The 20,401-nt window shown below is 69.8% G+C and carries 27 protein-coding genes and 1 pseudogene; 25 read left to right on the forward strand and 3 right to left on the reverse strand.

Going from position 1 to position 20,401, the window contains the following annotated elements; translation table 11 throughout:
- The first annotated feature begins 12 nt into the window (after positions 1 to 12).
- Both HUA75_RS41650 and HUA75_RS41655 read left to right on the forward strand, forming a co-directional pair.
- On the forward strand, positions 13 to 1,266 hold the full coding sequence (locus tag HUA75_RS41650; protein WP_174462072.1) for a carboxypeptidase-like regulatory domain-containing protein: 1,254 nt from the start codon (positions 13 to 15) through the stop codon (positions 1,264 to 1,266).
- Between the two features lie 469 nt (positions 1,267 to 1,735).
- Positions 1,736 to 2,323: a hypothetical protein gene (locus HUA75_RS41655; protein ID WP_141641295.1), complete on the forward strand. Its 588-nt coding sequence runs from the start codon at positions 1,736 to 1,738 to the stop codon at positions 2,321 to 2,323.
- A gap of 67 nt (positions 2,324 to 2,390) precedes the next feature.
- On the opposite strand, the gene HUA75_RS41660 is transcribed toward HUA75_RS41655, so the two are convergent.
- The gene (locus tag HUA75_RS41660) at positions 2,391 to 3,977 is read right to left on the reverse strand and encodes a carboxypeptidase-like regulatory domain-containing protein (protein ID WP_174489587.1); all 1,587 of its coding nucleotides are present in this window, start codon (positions 3,975 to 3,977) and stop codon (positions 2,391 to 2,393) included.
- 210 nt (positions 3,978 to 4,187) lie between these two features.
- Between HUA75_RS41660 and HUA75_RS41665 the strand changes: the two genes are divergently transcribed.
- Positions 4,188 to 5,291, forward strand: coding sequence for a mannosyltransferase family protein (locus HUA75_RS41665; protein WP_254628045.1), 1,104 nt, complete (start codon positions 4,188 to 4,190; stop codon positions 5,289 to 5,291).
- 27 nt (positions 5,292 to 5,318) lie between these two features.
- Here HUA75_RS41665 and HUA75_RS47295 read toward each other — a convergent pair whose 3' ends face one another.
- Entirely contained in the window at positions 5,319 to 5,873 is a 555-nt protein-coding gene (locus HUA75_RS47295; protein ID WP_254628046.1) for a Vps62-related protein, read from the reverse strand.
- A 343-nt stretch (positions 5,874 to 6,216) separates the two neighbouring features.
- Between HUA75_RS47295 and HUA75_RS41675 the strand changes: the two genes are divergently transcribed.
- From HUA75_RS41675 to HUA75_RS41780, 22 genes and pseudogenes are all read left to right on the forward strand, one after another.
- A complete protein-coding gene (locus HUA75_RS41675; RefSeq protein ID WP_174489543.1) occupies positions 6,217 to 6,468 on the forward strand; it encodes a hypothetical protein in 252 nt (83 codons plus the stop codon).
- Positions 6,465 to 7,160 carry a hypothetical protein gene (locus HUA75_RS41680; protein ID WP_174489590.1) on the forward strand — a complete coding sequence of 232 codons (696 nt, stop codon included), beginning with the start codon at positions 6,465 to 6,467 and terminating at the stop codon, positions 7,158 to 7,160. Before HUA75_RS41675 ends, HUA75_RS41680 begins: the two co-directional genes overlap by 4 nt.
- On the forward strand, positions 7,157 to 7,393 hold the full coding sequence (locus HUA75_RS41685; RefSeq protein WP_174489591.1) for a hypothetical protein: 237 nt from the start codon (positions 7,157 to 7,159) through the stop codon (positions 7,391 to 7,393). Before HUA75_RS41680 ends, HUA75_RS41685 begins: the two co-directional genes overlap by 4 nt.
- Positions 7,390 to 7,938, forward strand: a complete 549-nt coding sequence (locus HUA75_RS41690; RefSeq protein WP_174489592.1) for a DUF1643 domain-containing protein — start codon at positions 7,390 to 7,392, stop codon at positions 7,936 to 7,938. Before HUA75_RS41685 ends, HUA75_RS41690 begins: the two co-directional genes overlap by 4 nt.
- Positions 7,935 to 8,171 carry a hypothetical protein gene (locus HUA75_RS41695; protein ID WP_174489593.1) on the forward strand — a complete coding sequence of 79 codons (237 nt, stop codon included), beginning with the start codon at positions 7,935 to 7,937 and terminating at the stop codon, positions 8,169 to 8,171. Before HUA75_RS41690 ends, HUA75_RS41695 begins: the two co-directional genes overlap by 4 nt.
- Before the next feature lie 74 nt (positions 8,172 to 8,245).
- Positions 8,246 to 8,446: pseudogene (locus HUA75_RS47300) on the forward strand (repressor LexA); the annotation flags it as partial.
- 59 nt (positions 8,447 to 8,505) lie between these two features.
- On the forward strand, positions 8,506 to 8,805 hold the full coding sequence (locus tag HUA75_RS41705; RefSeq protein ID WP_174489595.1) for a hypothetical protein: 300 nt from the start codon (positions 8,506 to 8,508) through the stop codon (positions 8,803 to 8,805).
- Positions 8,802 to 9,020, forward strand: coding sequence for a hypothetical protein (locus HUA75_RS41710; RefSeq protein WP_174489596.1), 219 nt, complete (start codon positions 8,802 to 8,804; stop codon positions 9,018 to 9,020). The genes HUA75_RS41705 and HUA75_RS41710 overlap by 4 nt, the downstream gene beginning before the upstream one ends.
- Positions 9,013 to 10,152: a DUF5131 family protein gene (locus HUA75_RS41715; protein WP_174489597.1), complete on the forward strand. Its 1,140-nt coding sequence runs from the start codon at positions 9,013 to 9,015 to the stop codon at positions 10,150 to 10,152. The genes HUA75_RS41710 and HUA75_RS41715 overlap by 8 nt, the downstream gene beginning before the upstream one ends.
- Complete coding sequence (locus HUA75_RS41720) at positions 10,145 to 10,585, forward strand: hypothetical protein (RefSeq protein ID WP_174489598.1); 441 nt, start codon at positions 10,145 to 10,147, stop codon at positions 10,583 to 10,585. The genes HUA75_RS41715 and HUA75_RS41720 overlap by 8 nt, the downstream gene beginning before the upstream one ends.
- Positions 10,582 to 10,770 (forward strand): hypothetical protein, encoded by a 189-nt coding sequence (locus tag HUA75_RS41725; protein ID WP_174489599.1) that lies wholly within the window; start codon positions 10,582 to 10,584, stop codon positions 10,768 to 10,770. Before HUA75_RS41720 ends, HUA75_RS41725 begins: the two co-directional genes overlap by 4 nt.
- On the forward strand, positions 10,767 to 12,740 hold the full coding sequence (locus tag HUA75_RS41730) for a DNA cytosine methyltransferase (RefSeq protein ID WP_174489600.1): 1,974 nt from the start codon (positions 10,767 to 10,769) through the stop codon (positions 12,738 to 12,740). Before HUA75_RS41725 ends, HUA75_RS41730 begins: the two co-directional genes overlap by 4 nt.
- Positions 12,737 to 13,420, forward strand: a complete 684-nt coding sequence (locus HUA75_RS41735; protein WP_174489601.1) for a hypothetical protein — start codon at positions 12,737 to 12,739, stop codon at positions 13,418 to 13,420. Before HUA75_RS41730 ends, HUA75_RS41735 begins: the two co-directional genes overlap by 4 nt.
- A complete protein-coding gene (locus tag HUA75_RS41740) occupies positions 13,417 to 14,664 on the forward strand; it encodes a site-specific DNA-methyltransferase (protein WP_254628047.1) in 1,248 nt (415 codons plus the stop codon). Before HUA75_RS41735 ends, HUA75_RS41740 begins: the two co-directional genes overlap by 4 nt.
- A gap of 172 nt (positions 14,665 to 14,836) precedes the next feature.
- Complete coding sequence (locus HUA75_RS41745; protein ID WP_174489602.1) at positions 14,837 to 15,343, forward strand: GIY-YIG nuclease family protein; 507 nt, start codon at positions 14,837 to 14,839, stop codon at positions 15,341 to 15,343.
- Positions 15,340 to 16,386 carry a hypothetical protein gene (locus tag HUA75_RS41750; protein ID WP_254628048.1) on the forward strand — a complete coding sequence of 349 codons (1,047 nt, stop codon included), beginning with the start codon at positions 15,340 to 15,342 and terminating at the stop codon, positions 16,384 to 16,386. Before HUA75_RS41745 ends, HUA75_RS41750 begins: the two co-directional genes overlap by 4 nt.
- The gene (locus HUA75_RS41755) at positions 16,383 to 16,568 is read left to right on the forward strand and encodes a hypothetical protein (RefSeq protein WP_174489603.1); all 186 of its coding nucleotides are present in this window, start codon (positions 16,383 to 16,385) and stop codon (positions 16,566 to 16,568) included. The genes HUA75_RS41750 and HUA75_RS41755 overlap by 4 nt, the downstream gene beginning before the upstream one ends.
- Complete coding sequence (locus HUA75_RS41760; protein WP_174489604.1) at positions 16,565 to 17,050, forward strand: hypothetical protein; 486 nt, start codon at positions 16,565 to 16,567, stop codon at positions 17,048 to 17,050. The genes HUA75_RS41755 and HUA75_RS41760 overlap by 4 nt, the downstream gene beginning before the upstream one ends.
- The gene (locus tag HUA75_RS41765) at positions 17,047 to 17,259 is read left to right on the forward strand and encodes a hypothetical protein (protein ID WP_174489605.1); all 213 of its coding nucleotides are present in this window, start codon (positions 17,047 to 17,049) and stop codon (positions 17,257 to 17,259) included. Before HUA75_RS41760 ends, HUA75_RS41765 begins: the two co-directional genes overlap by 4 nt.
- A 247-nt stretch (positions 17,260 to 17,506) precedes the next feature.
- On the forward strand, positions 17,507 to 17,908 hold the full coding sequence (locus HUA75_RS41770) for a hypothetical protein (protein ID WP_174489606.1): 402 nt from the start codon (positions 17,507 to 17,509) through the stop codon (positions 17,906 to 17,908).
- Positions 17,908 to 18,117, forward strand: coding sequence for a hypothetical protein (locus HUA75_RS41775; protein ID WP_174489607.1), 210 nt, complete (start codon positions 17,908 to 17,910; stop codon positions 18,115 to 18,117). Before HUA75_RS41770 ends, HUA75_RS41775 begins: the two co-directional genes overlap by 1 nt.
- 2 nt (positions 18,118 to 18,119) lie before the next feature.
- Entirely contained in the window at positions 18,120 to 18,590 is a 471-nt protein-coding gene (locus HUA75_RS41780) for a CopG family transcriptional regulator (RefSeq protein WP_174489608.1), read from the forward strand.
- 408 nt (positions 18,591 to 18,998) lie between these two features.
- Here the strand turns inward: HUA75_RS41780 and HUA75_RS41785 are convergent, their stop codons facing one another.
- Positions 18,999 to 19,646: a choice-of-anchor C family protein gene (locus HUA75_RS41785; protein WP_174489609.1), complete on the reverse strand. Its 648-nt coding sequence runs from the start codon at positions 19,644 to 19,646 to the stop codon at positions 18,999 to 19,001.
- Between the last annotated feature and the right edge of the window lie 755 nt (positions 19,647 to 20,401).

Genomic DNA, 20,401 nt, shown 5'->3' on the forward strand with positions numbered 1-20,401 from the left:
CGGAGGTATGTGATGTCTCTGTCGAGAATCGCTGGCAAGCAGTGGCTGTGGTTGTGCGGTCTGCTCGGAGGCGCGGTGGTGCTCGGTGGCGGCTGTGGCGCGCCTGACGCGGAGGTCGAGCCTCAGCCCTCCGTGGAGCAGGCGCGTCCGCTCGTCCAGTGTACGCCCTCGTCGACGGGCCTGACGGCCTGTGGCGTCGTCACGACGGCCACGGGCGCGCCGGTCGCTGGCGCGATGGTGGACCTGCGTGGCATTGGGACGCTCACGGCCGCGGATGGCTCGTTCTCCGTGTCCGCGCCGGCGCCGATGGGCTCCGCGCTGACCATCACCGCGCCGGGGTACATGCCCCACGTCGGCGCCATCACGCGCAACGTGCTCGGGGCCCGGTTCGTGCTCCACACGCTCCACCGTCAGACCTTCACTGGCGGCACCCCCACGGTGGCGGACCCGCGCAGCGGCGCCTCCATCCAGGTGAACCTGAGCGCGCTCCAGGGACCCTCCGGTGAGCAGCCCCTCCCCCCGTTCACGGTGGGCGTGCGCTACATCGACACGGGCCTGCTCGCGATGCCGGGCGCGGACGCCGCCATCAACCGCGCGGGCCAGACGGTCTTCCTGGAGTCGCGTGGCGCCATCTACACGGAGGTGCGCGACGCCAAGGGCACCCTGCTCAAGCTGCGCGCGGGCGCGACGGCCCGCATCTTCATCCCGCTCACCAACGACATGGCCGGCTCCGCGCCGAGCTCCATCGCGCTGTGGTCCATGGGTGTCGGCACCAACGTGTGGAACCAGCAGGCCGCCCCCGCCACGCGGGCGCCCAACCCGACGCAGTGCGGGGTGCGTGAGACCGTCACGTGTGACCCTGACGACTGCAGCCGCATCTCGTCCACCGGCTTCGGGGGCAACACCAGCGAGATTGGCTTCGTCAATGCGGACATCGAAAAGACCAACCCCGCCTGTCTGCGCGTGGTGGTGAACGCCGCGTCGCTGCCGCCCGGCACCGTGCTGCCCATCTGCCTGGAGCTGGAGATTCCGATCCCCACCGGTGGGACGCAGACGCGCAACATGTGCGTGGGGGCGGGCACCGACGTCCTCTACAACCTGCCGGCCAACGTCAACGTCACCGTGCGCCAGGCCTCGGGCTTCGGGTGTCCGCCGCCGCCCAGCGGCAGCGTGACGGTGAACACGGGCGCGCCGTGGGGCGGCGCCGGCGTGCCTGCTTCCCCCGGCCAGTGCAACGGCGTGCTGACGCTGCCGCCGCTGCCTTGACCTGAGTCGATGGTTGCAAGGGGCTCCGGCGTGCTCGCGCGCCGGAGCCTTGTCGTCGCCGAAATGAAGGGGTGCCGTGTCCGGAAAGGTCGCCGTCCAGCAGCCGACAGCCATCCGCGACTGACAGGCGATTACGAGCCCCCGCCCGAACGGAGACCATCCCGGCCTCCGAATGCGTGCCATTCCCACAGGGCGAACCCCCTTCCGTCGACGTCGTGTGGCTGTCATTGGCGCGGGGGTCGCGCGCGACGCCGTCATGCTTGTTCGGGGCGACCGCTGGGGAGCGCCTCGCAACGCCGCGGTGACCGTCGCGCCTTCCATGCCGCCAGCCCTGCCGCTGAGTTCCCCGCGCTCCGCGCTGCTCCAGGGCGCGCTGACGGGCCTGGCGCCGCCGCGTGGTTTTTCTGTCCGGGCTTGATGCGTGCTCGGGCTCGAAGCAGCTTCACCACCCCAGTCGGAGGTATCCCAGATGAGGGATGTCGCGCATTCCACCCTGTCTCTCCATGAGTCCCGAAGCAGTGCGGCGGAGCTCGTCCGGAGCATCCTGCCCATCCTCTATGGCGTCGACGAGCGCCCGCCTCGGGCGGCCGCGACGAAGCACTACCATCCCGATGCCACCTTCCAGGATCCGCTCCTCACGGTGCAGGGAATCGAGAGCATCCGGCGGCTCGTCTACGTCAACCGGACGTTCCTCACGGACTGCCGCATCGTGTTCGGGGATGTCGCGGAGACCGTCCGTCCGGACGGCTCGCACGTCGTGCTGGCCGACGTGACGTGCACGCTGGTCTTCAAGCACTTCCTCCTGTGGCGCCCCTGGCAGAAGCTGGTCGGGGATTCCTTCACCTATCAAGCGGTGCACAAGGTCGTGCTCGACGAGGACCTCAAGGTCACCGCGCATGAAGAGCATTTCAGCGTGAGGTCCGTGCTCGATACCGTCCCGGTGGGCCGCGCGCTGTATGCGCTGCTCCGCAAGGTGGATGCCGGCTGTACGTCGGACTTCGGCTACACGCTGAACCAGTACATCGCCGGGGACCGGTCCATCCGCACCGTGCTCTGAAGTGTCGCCCGAGCGCTTCGGCCCTCGCCGAGGCGCGCCGGGACCCGACGCGAGGGCTTCGCGCGAGTCAGGGCGTCCGGGCCAGCGTGTCCGCCTTGAGGTGTCCCAGGTCCGTGCGAGCCCCGCCCTCGATGACGAAGGGGCGCTTGTCGAGACTCCCCTCCATCGTCAGGAAGTGCTCTCCCGGGGGAAGACCCGCCACGATGAAGCGCCCGTCCGCCCCCCGGAAGGACATGGGGTGGTAGATCCAGTCGTCGACGTTCAGGCGCGGGCCCACGACATACGTCCCCTCCTGGGTGACGTCGACGTGGCCGACGACGGCGCCGGTGTCCTCCAAGCGGATGTCCGCGACCACCCTCTGGCCCTCGGTGGCCGTGACGGTGACGCTGCCGGCGCGGCCGTCATCGAGCCACGCATGGACGACGGTCTGCGTCCCCACGACGGGATTCACCACGAAGGCTGAGCCCTCGAAGCGGATCTGGCTGAAGTAACGAGGGCTCTGACTGCAGCCTCTCCAGTACTGGGTGGGCTTCATCACGGAGATGCGTGCCCCCTTCGCGGGCGTGCCGTCCGGCATGAGGACATGACCCGCCAGCTCGAAGTAGTGCGGCACCGGAGGATGGGGTGGCCCGATGGTGACTCCGTGGACGTTCGAGTCATACGGAACCTTGATGGACAGCGGGACTCCGGGGGCCAATTCCACCTTCTTCCATCCGTCGAGGGTCGACCAGCCGTGGACGCCGCTTACGTGCGCGGTGTGGCTTCCCGACTCGACGTTGCCGCTCCAGCTGCCATCGTCCTGACGCCTCAGCGGAGCGGCGACGGAGACGGATTCGATGACATCCACGTTGTTGGACTTCTTGAACCGGGACCAGCGGCGATTGCGGCTGCGCGAGGGTTGGACTGTCACGGTGGTGAAGCCCGCGAACTGGATGTCCAGCCGAGCCTCCTCTCCCGCTTTGACGTCGAGGTCGCGACCCAGCCCCTGGCCCTCGGGGGAGAAGGGCTGGATGTAGACGGGGCCCGGCGAAACGCCATCCAGGCGGTAGTGGCCTTGCGCGTCCGTGACGGCCTGGGTGGGCATCCACTTCTCGACCGAGCGCTCGCCCCTGGCCATCAATCGCACCCCCTGGGCGGGCGTCCCATCGAGCTTGAGCACCTGTCCGGTGACGGTGGCGCCAGGAGGCAGCGCCAGGTGGGCGGTGATGGTTCCTCCGGCGACGAGCCCCACGTCCGGCACGCAGTCCTCGCCATGCCCCGCGCCGCGCGCGCAGAGGTGGAAGTGACCGGGGAGCGCAGCGGGGAACCGCGCCAGACCCTGCTCATCCGTGAGCGCGGACTCCAAGGGATTGGCCAGGTCGACGGGCTCGCGAATGATGGCGACCATGGCCCCCGCGAGAGGCCGCTGGTCCTGGGCGGAGACGACGTGGACCTCGGCGAGTCCCGTCCCATCGCGCGTGGGAGGTGTCAGCGGTGGACGAGGCCTGGGCGCGGAGGGGCTCGCGGGAGGGGCCGCGGGTTGGAGGGGGACGGGCGTGATGGCGGCCGGAGGAGGCGGATGGATTCGCGCCGTCAGCTCCTGGCGCAGCAGCGCGGCGACTCCAAGGGCCGTCACGACTCCCGCGGTCGCGACCCAGCCAGCCTTTGCACGCATGATGTGGACCTCCCAGGCTCCTCGCACCCGCGCAACCTGGGCGAGACAGATGAGACTACCATTCCCGGGGCCGTTCTGGGCACGGCCGCCGGGGTCTTCCCCGCTGTGAAGGGCGAGGGAGTAGGGTAGGGTGTCCGCCGTTCCCGCACCCTCGGATTTCTCCACCGCATGTCCACCGATGTTCCTGTTTCAGGAGAGGCGCCACTGCCTATGTCCCTGGGCGCGCGGTTGCGCGTGCTGGGCGCGGAGCTGGCCTTTCCCGTGGGGCTCTTCTTCTTCAGCCGTCTGGCCTTGTTGCTGCTCGCGCGCGTATCGCTCGCGTTCGACAACAGGCTCCACCGAGCGCCCTTCCAGCAGGTGGGCCCGGCGGGGCTGGATGCGTTCTGTCGGTGGGACTGTGGTTGGTACATGGAGATCGCGCAGAAGGGTTATGAGCGCCCCCAGGCCACGAACTTCTTCCCGTTGCTGCCCATGTTGGGGCGGTGGGTGCGAGACGCCACGGGCCTGAGCATCCAGGTCTCGCTGGTGCTGGTGGCCAACGTCGCCGGGTTGTTGGGACTCATCGTCCTGTATCGGCTGTTTCGCGCGCTGGAAGGCGAGGAGACGGCCCGTGTCTCGCTGCTGCTCTTCACGGCGTATCCCTTCGCCTTCTTCCAGTCCGCGGGCTACCCCGAGTCGTGGATGGTGTTCCTCACCGCGCTCGCGCTGCTCTTGAGCCTGCGCGGCCGTCACTGGTGGGCGGCGCTCGCCCTGGGCTTCGGCGGTCTGGCGCGGCACCTGTCCCTGGCGGCGGGCCTGTCCCTCTTGTTCCAGCAGGTGCGCTCTCGTGGGGGCGGGCTTCGGGCGTGGTTCCACCGCGACATGCTCGCGCTGGCGATACCGCTGGTGATGACCTCGCTCTACTTCGTCTTCCTCTGGCGGAAGTTCGGAGACCCGCAGATCTGGTGGAAGGTGCGCGGAGGCGAGTGGGCGGGGGCCTGGGCGGGGCTGCTGACCTGGTGGAAGGGTGACTGGGCGCCCGAGGTCAGCCTCTACGTGGCGCTCTCCTTCATCCCCGGCGTGGGGGCCTTGCTGCTCCTGGCGCGCCGGCGCTGGTGGGCGCTGGCGGCCTTTGGCCTTCCGCTGATGCTCGTGTTGTGGACCGTCGGGCTGGTGGGCCTGGGCCGCTACAGCGCGGCCGTGTGGCCCGCCTTCCTGCCCCTGGGAGCCTGGCTCGGCCGGCACCCCGCGCTGCGAGGGCCCGTGGTGCTCGGCTTCGCGCTGTTCCAGGGCATGCTCGTCTTCCTCTTCGTCCACGCGTACCCCATCAACTAGGGCCGCAAGGCGAGTGCCCCTCTCGTGTCAGTCGAGGGGCAGGAAGTCCGGCCGTGACGCGCTCTTCGACATGGGGCCGGTGGGCCCGTCGTTGAGGACGCACTCCCCCGCGATGGGCTCGGAGACCTCGCAGCCCGACTTCGGGTTGCCCCAGCGCTCGGTGCGGTTCAGCCACGCCAGGCTCCCCTCGAAGGTGCCCGGCGTGCGCCAGTCGAAGGGCACCAGCGCGCTCCACGTGTCCCAGGCGATGCCGCGTCCGGTGTCATCCGCCAGGAAGTCGCCGTTGGGCAACTGCCGGTAGATGTGTCGGGCGGCATCCGCGTAGACGCCGTGGGAGCCCTGGGCGGAGAAGAGCTCCGGCCGCCAGCCCAGCAAGCCCATGCCCTTGTCGCCATAGGTGAAGGTCTGCCCGTTGGAGTGCTGGCTCAGGTAGACCTGCGACGGCCGGCCCTCCACGAAGCGCACCGTCGCGTGCTCCCAATCCCCCACGTGGTTGCCGAAGGTGGAATAGCCCCCCACGCAGCCCCAGGGTGAGTACCAGCCAATACAGACGCGCTTGCCATTGTTGTACGGATAGAACAACGCGAGGCTCCGGACAGGAGCGGACAGGAGCGGACAGGAGCGGACTCCAGAGGACAGCGCCCCCTCTGGAGCGGACAGGAAGGGACAGGAAGGGACAGCAGCGGACACGAACGCGTGACGCCGGCGTGACGCGGGGAAACTCCCCCCGTGGGCTCCCTGTCTTCCTCGAGGCCACCCTTCGTTCCGGTGCGGCGGCCGGGCGGTCCGTCGTCCTGGACGCGCACGACTGCGCTGCCCTCGTCTCAGAGTTGGAGCGCCTCCGCCCCCAACCCGCGAAGCGTCGCGGCCCCTCCCGTGACGTTGGGCTGGTCTCCGCCGTTCTGGCCAAGAGCGGGAGGGGGCGATGAGCGGCGCCACGACCTCCGTCCTCGTCGGGCGGACGTACGACATCCGAAGTGCCGGCGAGCGGGACCGCGACGTGCCGGCCCGCCTCTGGACGGTGAAGCGCCTCGAGCAGCGCTACGGCGAGCTCGTCGGTGAGCGCCCGGTGCTGGCTGTGTCGGACAAGGGCGGCACGGAGTGGTTCCCCGTCCGCGTCTTCGAGTCCGGCGAGTTGCAGCCCGAGTCCGTGCGCGGGAAGCGAGGCTCGCGATGAGCACGCCCACCTGGCCGGAGAAGCTCGCCGCCATCCGTACGCGGCATGTCGCCACCACGAAGGGGCCGTGGTTCTGGTTCGGCTATCTCGGCTCGAACGAGGTCGGGCTGCACGGGCGTGGCGCCTCGTCGGTCATGGAGTTCCACCGCTGGGGTATGCAGTCCGCCCAGCCCGTCTTCAGCGTCGACGGCATCCTCCACAACATGTCCGAGCTTGTGGTGCCGGACACCTCCGTGGGCCGGGGCCGCGTGACTGACATCGCCAACCCGGATGCGCGCTTCCTCGCCGCGTCATGGGAGGACGTCCGGGACCTGCTCGCCCGCGTCGACGAGTTGGAGGGCAAGGTGGCAGCGCAGGTCGCGCCGAGTGCCCCCACCGTGTGGCAGTACGTGGTGCGCACCGAGGCGGGTGACTGGCTCGCGGACGTCGTCCTCCGCTCGGATGGGTCCTTCTTCGCCCTGTCGGACTGGGGCGGCTACGGCTTCCGGTGGACCTCCACGGGCTCCTCCTGCTTCCGCTCGTGGGCGTCGAGGCTCGACGTCGGCTACGTCGCCGGCAAGCTGGGCGTGAACACCGCGAAGGCCCGCGTCGTCGATGCCTTCACTGCTGCCGTGTGGCCGCGCCTCGTCCTCATGCTCCGCGCGGAGCTGGCGGCAGAGCAGCAGGCCCAGCCCCAGGCGGTGGCGTCATGAGCGCCCCCGTCCGGCAGGACTGGAGCGCGCTGACTCCGCCCGCGTACGAGCGGGTCAACCAGGTCGTCCCGGCCATCGCCGTCATGGTGACGCGCGGGGTGAGTGGCTGGCGCGCCAACGCACTCACCGCTGACGGCGACGTCGTGGCCTCGGCCTGGGCGCTCAAGGCGACTGACGCGCGCCGGGCCGTTGACGGCTACGTGGCCAACTTCCTGGGCCGGGTGTCGCGATGACCGCGTGCGCGAACACCTGGGCCGTGTTGAGCGAGGACCGGTGCTACCGGTACGTGCTGGGCCGCCGGTGGAGCGACGCGCCAGCGCTCGTCATCATCGGCCACAACCCGAGCACCGCCGACGAGAAGCTGGACGACAACACCATCCGCAAGGAGGTGGGGTTCGCGAAGCGCTGGGGCTTCGGCGCTCTCGTGAAGGGCAACCTCTGTGCGTGGCGGGCCACGGACCCGGACGCGCTCACCCTGCTGCCCGGCGCGGTGGGCCCGGACAACGACGCGTGGCTGGCGCAGTTGGTGTCCGGCGCGGACTTCGGCCAGGGGGCCGGCGGCGCCGTCGGTCGGGTCATGGCTGCGTGGGGGACGCTCCACGCCGAGAGCAAGGCGCAGGTGGTGCGCGAGCGCCCGCGCCCAGTGCTCCGCGTGCTCACGGCACATGCGGACGTCTACGCCTTCAAGGTCACGAAGGACGGCCACCCGCAGCACCCGCTGTACCTGCCCAACAGCACCGAGCCCGTCCTCTTTCGCGCGAAGGCCGGTGCGGCATGAGCACGTGCCTCGCGCCCAGGCAATTGCTGTACCGCGAGACGCGTGGGCCAGAGGGCCGCCGCGTCACCATCCACGCTGACGGACTGAAGTCCGTGGTGGAGGACGCGGCCACCAACGAGGAGGCCCAGGCCAAGGCCTTCGCCGCCATTGAGGCCCAGGCCGACGCGGCCGGGCTCACCGTCGACGACTTCGACATCACCACCGAATACCCACCCGAGGAGGTCCTGTCATGACGTGCCCGTACTGTGCTCCCACGCGTCGCCGGCCTGCGGCTGACCCTGGTGCAACCACCGACGCCGCGAAGAACGAGCTCACGGGACGCCAGCGGGAAATCCTCCGCTTCATCGTCGACGTGAGGGAGCGCCGCGGCTACTCGCCCAGCGTCCGCGAGATTGGCCAGGCGTTCCGCATCACCTCCACCAACGGGGTGAACGACCACCTCAAGGCGCTGGTGCGCAAGGGCTGCCTGGACCGCGACGCGATGACTGCGCGCTCGCTGGTGCCTACCGCCACCGGGCTGCGCGAGGCGGCCCGTCACCCCCTCACCACCACGGAAGGAGCCGAGTCATGAGCGAGTCCACCCAGGAGTTCGTGCCGTACACCCGAGACCAGTTGCTGGAGAAGTCCACGGAGCTGGCCGCCGTCCTCGACAAGCTCGACACCGTCCGCGAGGAGAAGACCGCGGCGATGAAGGACTTCAAGAAGTCGGAGTCGGACCTGTCCATGCAGGCCCGGCATCTCTCGAAGGTCATCCGCCAGAAGGGCGAGTTTCGAGACCGGCAGCGCGGCATCTTCGACGTCGAGGAAGAAGACGCGGGCGAGGGGCTCGCGACGCCCACCGAGCGGAAGCGCCGGAGCGACGCGTGAGCACCGTGCCGCAGGGACTCACGTTGAAGGGGAAGGTCATCCGCTCGGGCCCCGTCGTCTGTACGTGCGGCAAGGTCATCGACCGCTCCGTGGCGCGCTTCGAGCCGCCCGGCAAGGACGCCTTCTTTCTCATCATCCGCCCCGCCCATCCGACTGACGCCGGCGCCAAGTGCGCGGGCCCGGACCTCAACGCGAAGGAGGCTCCCCGTGGGTGACACGACCGCCATCGAGTGGTGCGATGCGACGTTCAACATCTGGATGGGCTGCTCCAAGGTCCACGTGGGATGCGCGTCGTGCTACGCGATGACGCAGACCCCGGTGAGGACCTCGCGCACGACCTGGGGCGAGGTTTGGCAGGGCGGAACGCGGACGATGATGTCCGCCGACTACTGGAAGAAGCCCGTCACCTGGGCGCGTCAGGCCGCTGCGGCTGGCGTGCGTCGCCGGGTGTTCTGCTCCTCCTTGGCGGACGTGCTTGAGGTGCCGGCCGACGTCCCCGACTCCATCCGGGATGGCGGCGCGGCCGCTCTCCGCGTCGCCGAGGCCCGCGACGCCATGGCCAGCGCGCGCGAGCGCCTCTGGGGCGTCATCCGCGCGACGCACTTCGTGTGCTCGAACGAGCGGAGCGGCCGGTGCCTCCAGCCCTCGCCCGGCCAGGACCCAGGAACGTGTGCCGGGTGCGGAGCTGCGGCAGGTGGCCTCGACTGGCTCCTCCTCACGAAGCGCCCCGAGAACTGGGCGCTGGTGCCCGAGGACGTGCGCCCGCTGGTGTGGCTGGGCACGAGCGTCAGCGACCAGGCCACGGCTGACGAGATGGTCCCGCGCTTGCTCCAGGCTGATGGATTCCGCTACCGCTTCGTGTCGGCGGAGCCGCTCGTGGGCCCGCTGGACCTGCGGAAGTTCATGTGGCCTGTCCGCGGATGGTGGCGATTCCCCTACCAGAGCTACGCCGAGGCCAAGGCCGCCGGGGCCGAGTGCGGCCTGAGCCGGCAGGCGCTGGTGAGCGCGCATTCTCGGTTCCTCGACTGGGTCATCGTCGGGGGCGAGTCCGGCAACAAGGCGCGCCCGTGCCACGTGGAGTGGGTGCGCGACGTCGTCCGCCAGTGCCGCGATGCTGCCGTGCCGTCCTTCGTGAAGCAGCTCGGCGAGGTGCCGGTGATTCGCGAGCCGGCTCCGGGAGAGGACCCCTTCACGCCGGACCGCGAGTGGCCGTCGGGGACGCGCTTCGGAAACCACCGCCACGTCGAGGGACTGAACGGGCGCGTCGTCCGCCTCAACGACTCGAAGGGTGGGGACATGGCCGAGTGGCCCGAGTACCTGCGCGTCCGGGAGTTCCCCCATGACTGAGCGCATCCGCGGACTCACGCTCTGGCGGCCGTGGGGCTGGGCCATCTTCCACGGGGGCAAGGACGTGGAGAACCGAGGCGCGCGCTTCCCTGCGCCTCCGGTGGGTTCCTGGCTCGCCATCCACAACGGCCTGAAGTGGGACGAGGACAACGCGGCGGCGATGGCCGAGGAGTTCAAACTCGTCGTGCCTCCGGAGGGCGAGCACCCGGCCGGAACCATCATCGGGGTGGCGCGGGTGGAGGCCGTCACGCGCGGCACTCCCTACCGCGAGAGCCGCTGGTACATGGGCGACACGGGGCTGTGGCTGACAGAAGCGACGCCCATCCGTCCCGTGGCCTGTCGCGGTGCCCAGGGGCTGTGGACCCTTCGTGAGGACGTCCTCGCCCAGGTCCGCGAGGAATGGCAGCGCGCCAAGGCGGAGGCGTCCCGGTGAGCCCCCGCGTCGGCACCGTGGCCCTCGCCGGGCTCGCGCTCGCGTCCTCGTGCGTGGCCGGGCTGTCCGCCCGCGCGGACGCCCACCAGTGGCACGCCGCGCTCAAGTCCGTCGTGTCCGTTGTCCTCGTTCTCGGTGCCGCCGCCCTGGTGCGCGCCGCCTTCCGTCGGAGCTGCCGCCCATGAGTTGCACGAGCACCCACCACGAGTACACGGTCGGCTACCTGTTCTGCGGCTCCGGCCCTGGAGCGATGGGCGGCGACATGTCCCGCGCGGAGGTAAATGGATTCACCGCCTCCTGGCGCAACCTGGGGGGCGTCGACTTCGACGCGAAGTGCTGTGAGGACTTCCGGTACCTCACGGGGGCGCCTGCCCTCTGCGCGGACATCGCCACCCTTACGCCCGAGGCACTTCGAGACTTCTGGGGGCCGCTCGCGCCCACCAAGGTGAAGAAGAGCCCTCCCTGCAAGGGCGCGTCGCGCCTGTTGCCGGCGGACATGGCCGCCAGCGCCAAGTACCAGGACATGAACGAGCTCATGTACCTGTCCACGAAGCTGGTGTTGGCGGCCTACCCGGACCCGCGCAACAGGCCCGCGCTCATCGTGGTGGAGAACGTGCCCAGCTTCCGCACGCGGTGCCGGAAGGTGCTGGGGAAGACGATTCGCCTCTTGCGCGAGGCCAACTACGAGGTGGACGTCCGGACGCACAACCTGGGCGAGGAGGGCGGGCTCGCCCAGACGCGCGAGCGCTTCACTCTTGCGGCGCGCGACGTGGCGCAGTGCCCGGTGCAGGTGGACATGCCGCCCGCGCAGCGGCTGCGCGGCGTGGGTGAGGTGCTCGGCCCGCTGCCCTGGCCGGATGACCCGCGGGCAGGGCGCATGCACCGGCTCCCCCGCGTCTCCTGGCTCAACGCCGTGCGCCTGGCGCTCATCCCCCCGGGCGGCGACTGGCGCGACCTGCCGAAGCGCGGGCAGGTGGTGGAGACTCTCCAGGCTCGCGGCCTCTGGCCGACGGGCATGGACACGGCGGCCTTCCGGGTTCTCGTCGAGGAGCAGCTCGGCAACCCCGTGGAGGAAGGCCAGCAGCGGCGCGAGGTGCACCGCCGGCATCCCGTGCAGGCCTGGGCTGAGTCGGCGCCCACCGTCTCCGGGCCGGGTGGCGCGGGGCTGTGCGCGGTCGAGGACCCACGGCCGCTGGAGGCACTGGGTCTCACGCACGACCGCGGCGGGCGGCACGCGAACCATTACCGAGTTCGTGACTGGGCGCAGGCCGCTGGCACGGTGACGGCGGACACGGACCTCCAGACAGGGGCCCCGTCCGTCGCTGACGCCCGCGCCGTCGAGGCGCTGGCGATGCGCGCGGACGCACGGCCAGGCGCTGCCGGTGTCATCGGCTGGGACGGGCCCAGTGGCACCATCATCGCGACGTCATGGGTGTCCGGCGGCAGTTCTCCGGTGTCCGTCGGCGACCCGCGCGCGCTCGAGCAGCTCGGCCTGGGCAAGACGGGGGAGGGCGCTGAAGGGTTCAAGGGCCGCCCGGGACTCTTCGGCGTGGGTGACTGGCACCAGCCGAGCCCCACCGTGCCGGGGAGGGCCACCGTGTCCGGGGGCAACGCGCAGGCGGCCGTCGCCGACGAACGCGTGGAGCGCCTGGGCCTCGGGTGCCACGTGTACAACGGCTTCTACGGCGTCCTCGACTGGTCCAACCCCGGCTGGACGGTGACGGGGAGCCTCCAGCTCGACAACGGGCCGGCGTGCGTCGCTGACCCGCGGATGCCGCCGCCCCGGCTCGTCATCGACATCAAGCTCGCGCTGCAGCTCCTGGCCGAGGGCTGGGAGCCGCCGAAGGGCACGCCGGCGCCGGCCATCCTCTCGCCGCTCTCCGGCTGCTGGCACCGGCCGCTCACCACGCTGGAGCTGGCTGTCCTCCAGGGGCTGCCCCACGTGCACCAGGGTGCGCCGCTCATCCTCGCCGGCAACAGCGACGCGCGCTGGCGCGAGGCCATCGGCAACGCCATCCCCGTCGGCGGAGCGCTGGCCTGGGGACGGGTGACGCTGGAGGCGCTGCTGCGCTCGACGCTGGGCGAGGGCTGGAGTCTCCGTGGCGATTACTGGTTCGACGCGCCCCAGGCGGGCGAGGAGTACGCGCCGTCATGAACGCCTGGCCTCCCTCAGAGCGTGCGCCGCTCATCGCCGTCACCGTGGCGCCTGCCTGGGCCCGTGCGGTGGCCGCGCGCTGCATGGCCATCCTCAACCTGCCCAGCGTGCCCGCGGGTGTCGGCCCGGGTGCGTACGTGGCCGTCTGCGCGGGCAAGGGCAGGGACGACGACCTCGTGGAGTGGTTCCGCCGCGAGGTGGCCATCTGCACCCCGCCCGAGGACGAGCTCCCGACGCGCGTGGTTGTTGCCGTGGGCCGGCTTGCGGTGGTGTCCGAGTACCCGGCCGCGCCCCAGCACCAACGGTTCCAGCACTTCGTCAGCAGCCCCTGGTACTGGGGTCCGGTGACGCTGTGGCTGGAGGACGTCGTCACGCTGCCCGCGTCCGTGCCGTGCGAGCTGCGCGGTGAGGGTGAGGTGTGGCAGCTGCCGCCCGACGTCCAGGCCCAGGTGCGCGCCGGGTACGGCCAGGTGGTGCGCGAGGACGAGGAGAGGTGGACGGCGTACCGGGCGAAGGCCTCCGGGTGCTCCGTCCCCATCGTCCGCGATGGGCTCAAGGAGCGTGTGTTGAAGAAGTGTGCCCAGCCCGGGTGCACCAAGGCGCTGGTGAAGTGCAGCTCCTGCCAGGGGTGGAAGTGCAGCTGCACGCGGCACGTGTGCGGCGCGGAGGCACGGCCATGACGTGCCCAGCGTCGTCATTCTCCGAGGTTCTCTCTCACGCCGCGAAGTGGACCCTGGTCCACGGCGATTCGCTGGCCGTTCTTCCTACGATGCCCCCTGAGTCGGTGGACGCCGTGGTGACGGACCCGCCCTACGAGCTCGGTTTCATGGGCAAGTCCTGGGACTCGGCCGGCGTGTCGTTCCGGCCCGAAACGTGGGCAGCCATGCTGCGCGTGCTCAAGCCGGGTGGCTACCTGGTTGCCTTCGGCGGATCGCGCACGTTCCATCGCATCGCCTGCGCCATCGAAGACGCGGGCTTTGACATCCGGGACACCCTGTCGTGGATGTACGGCACCGGGTTTCCCAAGTCGATGAACCTGGGCGACGGGCGCGGCACGGCTCTCAAGCCCGCGTGGGAACCCATCATCCTTGCGCGCAAGTCGCTGGCGGGCACCGTCGCGGCGAACGTCCAGGCCCACGGCACCGGAGCGCTGAACATCGACGGGTGCCGAATCGAAACCACCGACAACCTCAACGGTGGCGCCTACAGCGCTGGAGGCCGCGCTGGAGGACTGGTTGGTGATGCCCGTGACGCGAAGGGGCAAGGCATGTTCGCGCCAGGGCGGGGCGTCCCTGGCGACTACGTCCAGCCTTCGGGCCGCTGGCCCGCGAACGTCGTGCTCGACGAGGAAGCCGCCGCGGCGCTCGACGCGCAGACTGGCATGCTCACCAGCGGTGCCAACCCCACGCGTCGGCGTGCCGCGAAGTTCAAGAATACGTTCGGCGAGTTCCAGGGGCAGGAGGCGTGCGTGCCAGCCCGCGGCGTCGACAGTGGTGGCGCGTCTCGCTTCTTTTACGTCGCCAAGGCGTCTCGCGCCGAGCGTGACGAGGGCTGCGAGTCCCTCCCCGTGCGTAGCGGTGGCGAAGCGACGGACCGCGAGGACGGGAGCCCCGGCGCAGCAAGCCCGCGCGCAGGAGCTGGGAGAACCGGGGGCGCTCGGAACGTCCACCCCACCGTCAAGCCCGTCGCGCTGATGCGCTGGCTTGTGCGGCTCGTCACACCGCCGGGTGGGATCGTCCTGGACCCGTTCACCGGTAGTGGCACCACCGGGCTGGCGGCGCTCCACGAAGGGCTGCGCTTCGTCGGAGTCGAGCAGTCCGCCGAGTACCTGGAGATTGCCCGGTGCCGCGTGGGGAACGTCGCCCCTGCGCCGAGCAAGCCCGAGGTGCCACGTCAGGGCAGCCTCTTCGGAGGTGGCCGGTGATCCGCAACCAGCCTGTCCTCCCGGCCTGTGGCGAGCCGTGGGTGTTCAGCGAGGCCGGCGTGCGCGGCGGGTGGGTGTTGCCGCCAGCACCCCGGGACCGGTGGTGCTCGGCCTGCAGCGCGCCGTCGCCCCTTCTTCCTTCCGCACCTGTCGCCACTCCGGAGCCCACTCCATGAGCCAGTGCCCGCATGAGATTCAACTCGCCCACCTTCGGGCTGAGCTTGCGCAAGAGCGCGAGGCGCGCCGGCGTGCCGATGCCAGCGTCAATCGCCTCACGGAGGCTACGTACTTCCAGGCTCAGGCGCTGGTTCGGCACATGGAGGTGTCACCGCCTTCACTGCCCCAACCGCCCCCGCCGCAACAAACGCTTCGGCGCGCCTCGCCACCGTCGCAGCCGGAGCCGTCCTTCGTCTACTTCGTCCAGGCCGGAGATGGTGGCCCCATCAAGATTGGGTTCTCGCGCAATCCGCGTGTGCGGATGCAGGAGCTCCAGACGGGGAACGCCGTGGAGCTCAAGTACTGCGGCGAAGTCGTCGGCGACCAGGGGCTGGAGCGGATTCTGCATGAGCGCTTCGCGGCCATCCGACTCCATGGTGAGTGGTTCACCGCCACGCGCGAACTCGTCGACTACATCCGGTACATGCTCGCCGCAGATGGCGAGATGAGGGCCGAGCGATGACGTCCTGCCTTCCCTGGTTCAAGTTTCGCTCGGCTGCTCCGGAGGAGTACCCGGTGCACGCCCTCTGTGCCCTCCTGGGCCCCGAGGCCGACGCCTACCTCTTCCGCCTCTGGGCCTACTGCGGCCGGGAGCGCCTCGAAGGCCGCTTCCCTGGGCCTGGTGCCGCCCTCGCCGTGGAGCGCGCGGTGCGCTGGCGCGGGCGCCGCGGGAAGCTGGTGGAGGGGCTCCTCGCGGTGGGCCTGCTGGTGCTCGACGGCGAGGACCTCGTGGTTGCCACGTGGGCCGACGAGCAGGGCACCCACATCGCCAAGGTGGAGCGCGACCGCGCCAAGCCCGACGGGAGGACGGCGGGAGCCCCCGCCGAGCCCGCCACCGCCCCGCGCGAATCCCTCCAATCTCCCGCGCGGGAGGACGGCGGGGAGAAGGGAGAGCAGAGAAGGGAGAAGAAGTCTCCAGCACGTAGGGCAGAGGAGACGACGTCACGCGAGCGCGTCCCTGTGGCGCCGCAGCCACCGCCCCTCAAGTCTCCCTCCAGCGCTCCGCGCGGGACGACGGCGGGAGATGCGCTGGAGGAGACGCTCCCCGACGGCGTCAACCGCCTCAACCTCGAGGTGAAGGGGGTGCCCTACGACTGGCGCCCAGGCAGGGACGACGCCGCAGCGCGTGAACTCCTGTCCCGGGGGCCCGTCGCCGAGGTGCTGCGACGCCTGGAGAATGGACTCCGGGCCCAGTTCAAGCAGCGGGTCGACACCCTGCCGGACCTGGTGCGCCGGTGGGAGGCCAACGCCACGCCCGAAGAGCGGGCCGGCAGCGCGCCAGCGAAGACGCGCGCACCTGACCTCGCCGTCGGTGGCGGGTGGAACCCGGTGGGCGGCCCGTGCCCCACGGGCTGCGGACGCGAAGCATGGGCCACGGTGTGGGGACAGCCGCTGTGCCGGCTCTGCGGTGAGGCAGCCATGGACGAGGTGTTCCCGCTCTCCGACGCCACGGTGGCCGCGTGGGTGGAGTCTCGCCGCGGTCAGGCCCAGGGGGTGGCACCTTGAGCCCGCTCACCTGGGCGCTGGTGGAGATGGTGCTGTGCCGCGACTACCTCCACGCTCGCAGGTTGCGCGCCACATTCCGGGCGATGCGCGCTGGTCGCGAGCGGTTCGGCTACGCCACGCGCGCGATGGTGGCTGACCGGGCGCACCTCGGCTGGTGGCGCTCGACGTGGGTGCGGCCATGAGCTGCGCCACGAAGCTCATCCTCCTGGGCACCGGTTCCTCGGGCCTGACGCTGGCGCACCTGCCGGAGTTGCGCCGGTACGTGCGGCGCTTCGTGGCCTGCCCTGGCGCGCGTCTCATGCACGGTGCCGGCGGAACCCGCAAGGAGGACGGCCCCGCCGCCATCGGCGCCGACAAGCTGTGGGAGACGGCATGCGCGCTGGAGTGGCCCTGGTTCCGCGTCGCTGACGTCGAGCGGTGGCCGGCGGATTGGAAGACGCTGGGCGGGAAGGCCGGCCCGCGACGCAACGAGCAGATGCACCGCGCCCTCCGCGGCTACGTGCGCCGTGGCTGGACGGTGCGCTGGGCTGCCGCGCACACCGACCCGGGCCTGGGCAAGGGCACGGCTCACATGGTCCGGCTGTGCAGCGCTGAGCGGTGGAAGGGACGCGTGCTGCTGATGGACGCGGATGGGGCCCTGCGCCCCGAGGAGGCAACGCCATGACGTGCCGCAACCACCCCGACCTGGAGCGCGTCAACCAGCACCACGTCCAGCGCATCGCGGAGCTGGAGGCACTGGTGGGGAAGATGACCAACGCCCTCGACAGGTACGGGCGCCACGAGCACGGGTGCCGGTTCTCCCGCAGCCACGGACACAGCGCCTGCACCTGCCAGCTCCACGACCGCATCCGAGAGGGAGGACTCAAGCCATGACGTCAGCGCTTCGTCGCAGCCCGGCAGGCATTGCACCACGACTGAGGCCAGCCGACTCCCTCCTGCGTCCGGAGGCCGAAGTCAGGAGCAACGGGCCCTTCGTGCCCGCACTTCTTGCAGGTGCTTCGGACCTGCGTCCAGTCGGTGGTGTCGAGAGGACGGCCATTATCGGTGTTGTTGCTCATGTCGTGTTTCCCCCGTGTTCGTGGGCTCGGTCACCCACGGGCTCATTCTACCGGAGACGCCCATGAGCCGCTGCCGACGCCGTTTCGCCCTCAATCGCGACGCCAACGAGCCGGGCATCGTCGACGCCCTCCGCGCCAACGGGTGGCTCGTCATCCAGCTCAACGGCGCAGGTGTGCCGGACCTGCTCTGCGTGAGGAAGGGCCGCATCGTCTTCCTCGAGGTCAAGGCCGCGAAGGGCGGGCGGATGAAGCCGGCCCAGGTGGAGCTGCACGCCCAGCTCAGCGCCGCGGAGCTCACCGTCGCCATCGTCACCACCCCTGAGGAGGCGCTCGCCGCCGTCGACGGCCAGGTGGTGCGGACCGCGCTCGATGTCCGCGCGGAGAAGCGCCCGAAGTCACCGGCCGACGTCCGGGCACTGGCCACGCCCGCCACCTACCGCAGCACCGACACGAGGAGGAAGTGATGCTGCTGACGCCGTTGGAGGAGAAGAGGCGCCGCCGGTGGCTCCGGGCCCAGGGCGCGGCCCTCGGGCTGGCAGGTGGCGCGCTGTGGTGCGTGAGCGTCAACTTCTGGCTGACGGGGGAGGTTGGCCGCGCGCTGGTGCTCGACGTCGCGGGCCTCCTCCTGGTGGTGGCCGGTGACAGGGCCGCGGTGCGCGCGGAAGGGAGGTAGCCATGGCGGACTGCGCGAAGCGGGAGTGCAGCGTCGAGGGGTGTGGGCGCCCAAGCCGCAAGCGCGGCATGTGCGTGCTGCACGCCCGACGGAAGGAGCGCGGGCAGGCGCTGGAGGCGCCGCTCCAGTACACGCGGGCGGTCCGCATCGACGACTGGCAGGAGGTGCAGGGACGCATCGCCCCTCCGGAACTGCTCGCCATGGTGGACGAGGAGGCTGCTCGGCGTGGTGTCCCGCGCATCGAGGTGCTCCGCGAGGCCGTCCGCGAGTGGTGCGCGCGGCATCCGCCTCCGCCCGCTCCGGATTGGGTGGCCGAAGCGGTGGAGGAGCTCCGAGAGGCCCGGCGCAAGGTGGAGGCCTCGATGCGGACGAGCTGGGCAACAGTGAGGAGAGAGGGCACCGCCGTGAATGACCAAGAGGGAGAAGTCCATGTCGACGCGGCCTGGCAGGCCCACGAGAGGAGGGAGACGTGACGCCGTGTCCCCCCGAGCAGTGCACGGTGGCCGATTGCACGCGGAACGCCGCGGCAGGGCGGCGGCATTGCCACGCGCACCAGAAGCGCTCGACGCGGGGCCAGCCCCTGTCCACGCCCGTGGCCGAGACGTACGCGACCCCTTGGGATCGGCTCACTGCGGCTGCCCTGGCGTACGCCGACGCGGGAGACGACGAGGTCGAGTTCGCGCGAGCGAAAGACAGGCTTCGAAAGGCCTCTGTCTCCTACGCCAGAGGGCTGCTGCTTCGGCCGGAATCGATACCAACGCCTCGGACCAGAAAGGAGCGGTCCGAGGCGCAGCTTAATCTGTGGTCAGAGCCATAGATGCGACATCTTTGATGTTGGCTCTCCCCTCGTCGAGTTTGGGTGTGCACTGGGGCGACATGTCTCAGATGGTGTGAATCGAGATGTGGTCGATAGCTGGGCCACAGGCTCCATCCGTAAGGCTGCGAAACACCAAGCGTATGCGAGTGGCACTGGGTACGAACGAGAACGTGAAATTCTGCCAGCCCATGTTGCCTCGCGTCTTTCCGGTTGTATTGAAGCTGAATTCTTGGGACTGACCAGCAGCCTCTACGCGCAGGCGCTTCTCGCCTCCGCCGCAATCGGGATTGCCTGCCATTGAAAAGTAAACGGTATAGGGGAAGGTTGGTAGTTCGACATCGATAAACTGCGTGATTGAACCGGCCGAGGTCGCGTTGAGGTCGACACTCCGTGAACCGTCTGCCGCTTGCCAAAGGCTTATGATGAGATCAATGCCGCCACCCCCGATGGTCCAGCCTTGGAAGTTGCTTCCGGGGGCAAGTTTGATGCTTGGGTGATATGTGTTTACTCCTGTCTCGAAGCTGGGGTTGATTACGTTTATGTCAAAGAGCTGCTGCGTGCTTTCTGATTGTGTGTCGTGCGATTCATGTGTTGCCGGCTCAGTTGCACCACAGCCATAGAGCATGATGCTCAGGCTTGCTGATGCCAGGACGAACCATGAGGAGGCGACGCTCTTGCGCTTGAAGCGTTGTGGGCATGCTGAGCCGTGCATGTGGTTTCTCCGGTTGGTGGTTGGTGGTAGGTAAATCAGGATGGCGCCAGAGTGCGTTGGCGCAGGCGGGTGAGTCCATCCCAGGAATCTGGGATGTGGGTGCCCGTCAATGGCCTCGCCGAGCGGCCGACCAAACGGGGCCGCTCTGTTGGTCCACCCCCGTGCCAGGGAAGGATAGAATTTTCCACCAATGCGAAGGATCGGCTGCGCAGGAGGAGTAGCTTCTGCGCCCGAGGTCTGCTGCTGCGCGCGGAACTCAACCCGTCAGCGGGAACGGCAGGAGACTGCGGTGGGCCAGTTCGACCTATGGCCCGAGCCCAAGGGCTAGAGCTGGCTTGCGAGGTGTCCCCCGACGCTGAAAGCATGCGCCCCTGCTTGTTCATCTGACGGGGGGACCATGACCAGGTTGATGGTGTTGCTGGTGGCCGCATTGACGCTGCAGGGGTGTGACATTGGAGGCGACTCTTGTGCGAACGAAGAGCCCGGAACGCTCAAGTGCGATGAGTACGCCGTGCTCAGGTGCAAGGCGGACCAAGAGGGGCGTCGGGAGTGGCACGTTGAAGACGAGTGCTTGGGCGAGAGCGAATGCAACCCAAACTCGATGACGTGCGAATACCCATCTGAAGGGGGTGGCGGAGGTGGTGCCTGCTGCCGACGCTGTGGGCCCAGCAGCAAACCCTGTGGCGACTCCTGCATCCCCCGGGCGAACACCTGTCACAAGGGTCCGGGATGCGCGTGTTGACGCTGCCGGTTCC

This window comes from Myxococcus sp. CA040A, from assembly GCF_013336725.1.
Taxonomy (GTDB): Bacteria; Myxococcota; Myxococcia; order Myxococcales; family Myxococcaceae; genus Myxococcus; species Myxococcus llanfairpwllgwyngyllgogerychwyrndrobwllllantysiliogogogochensis.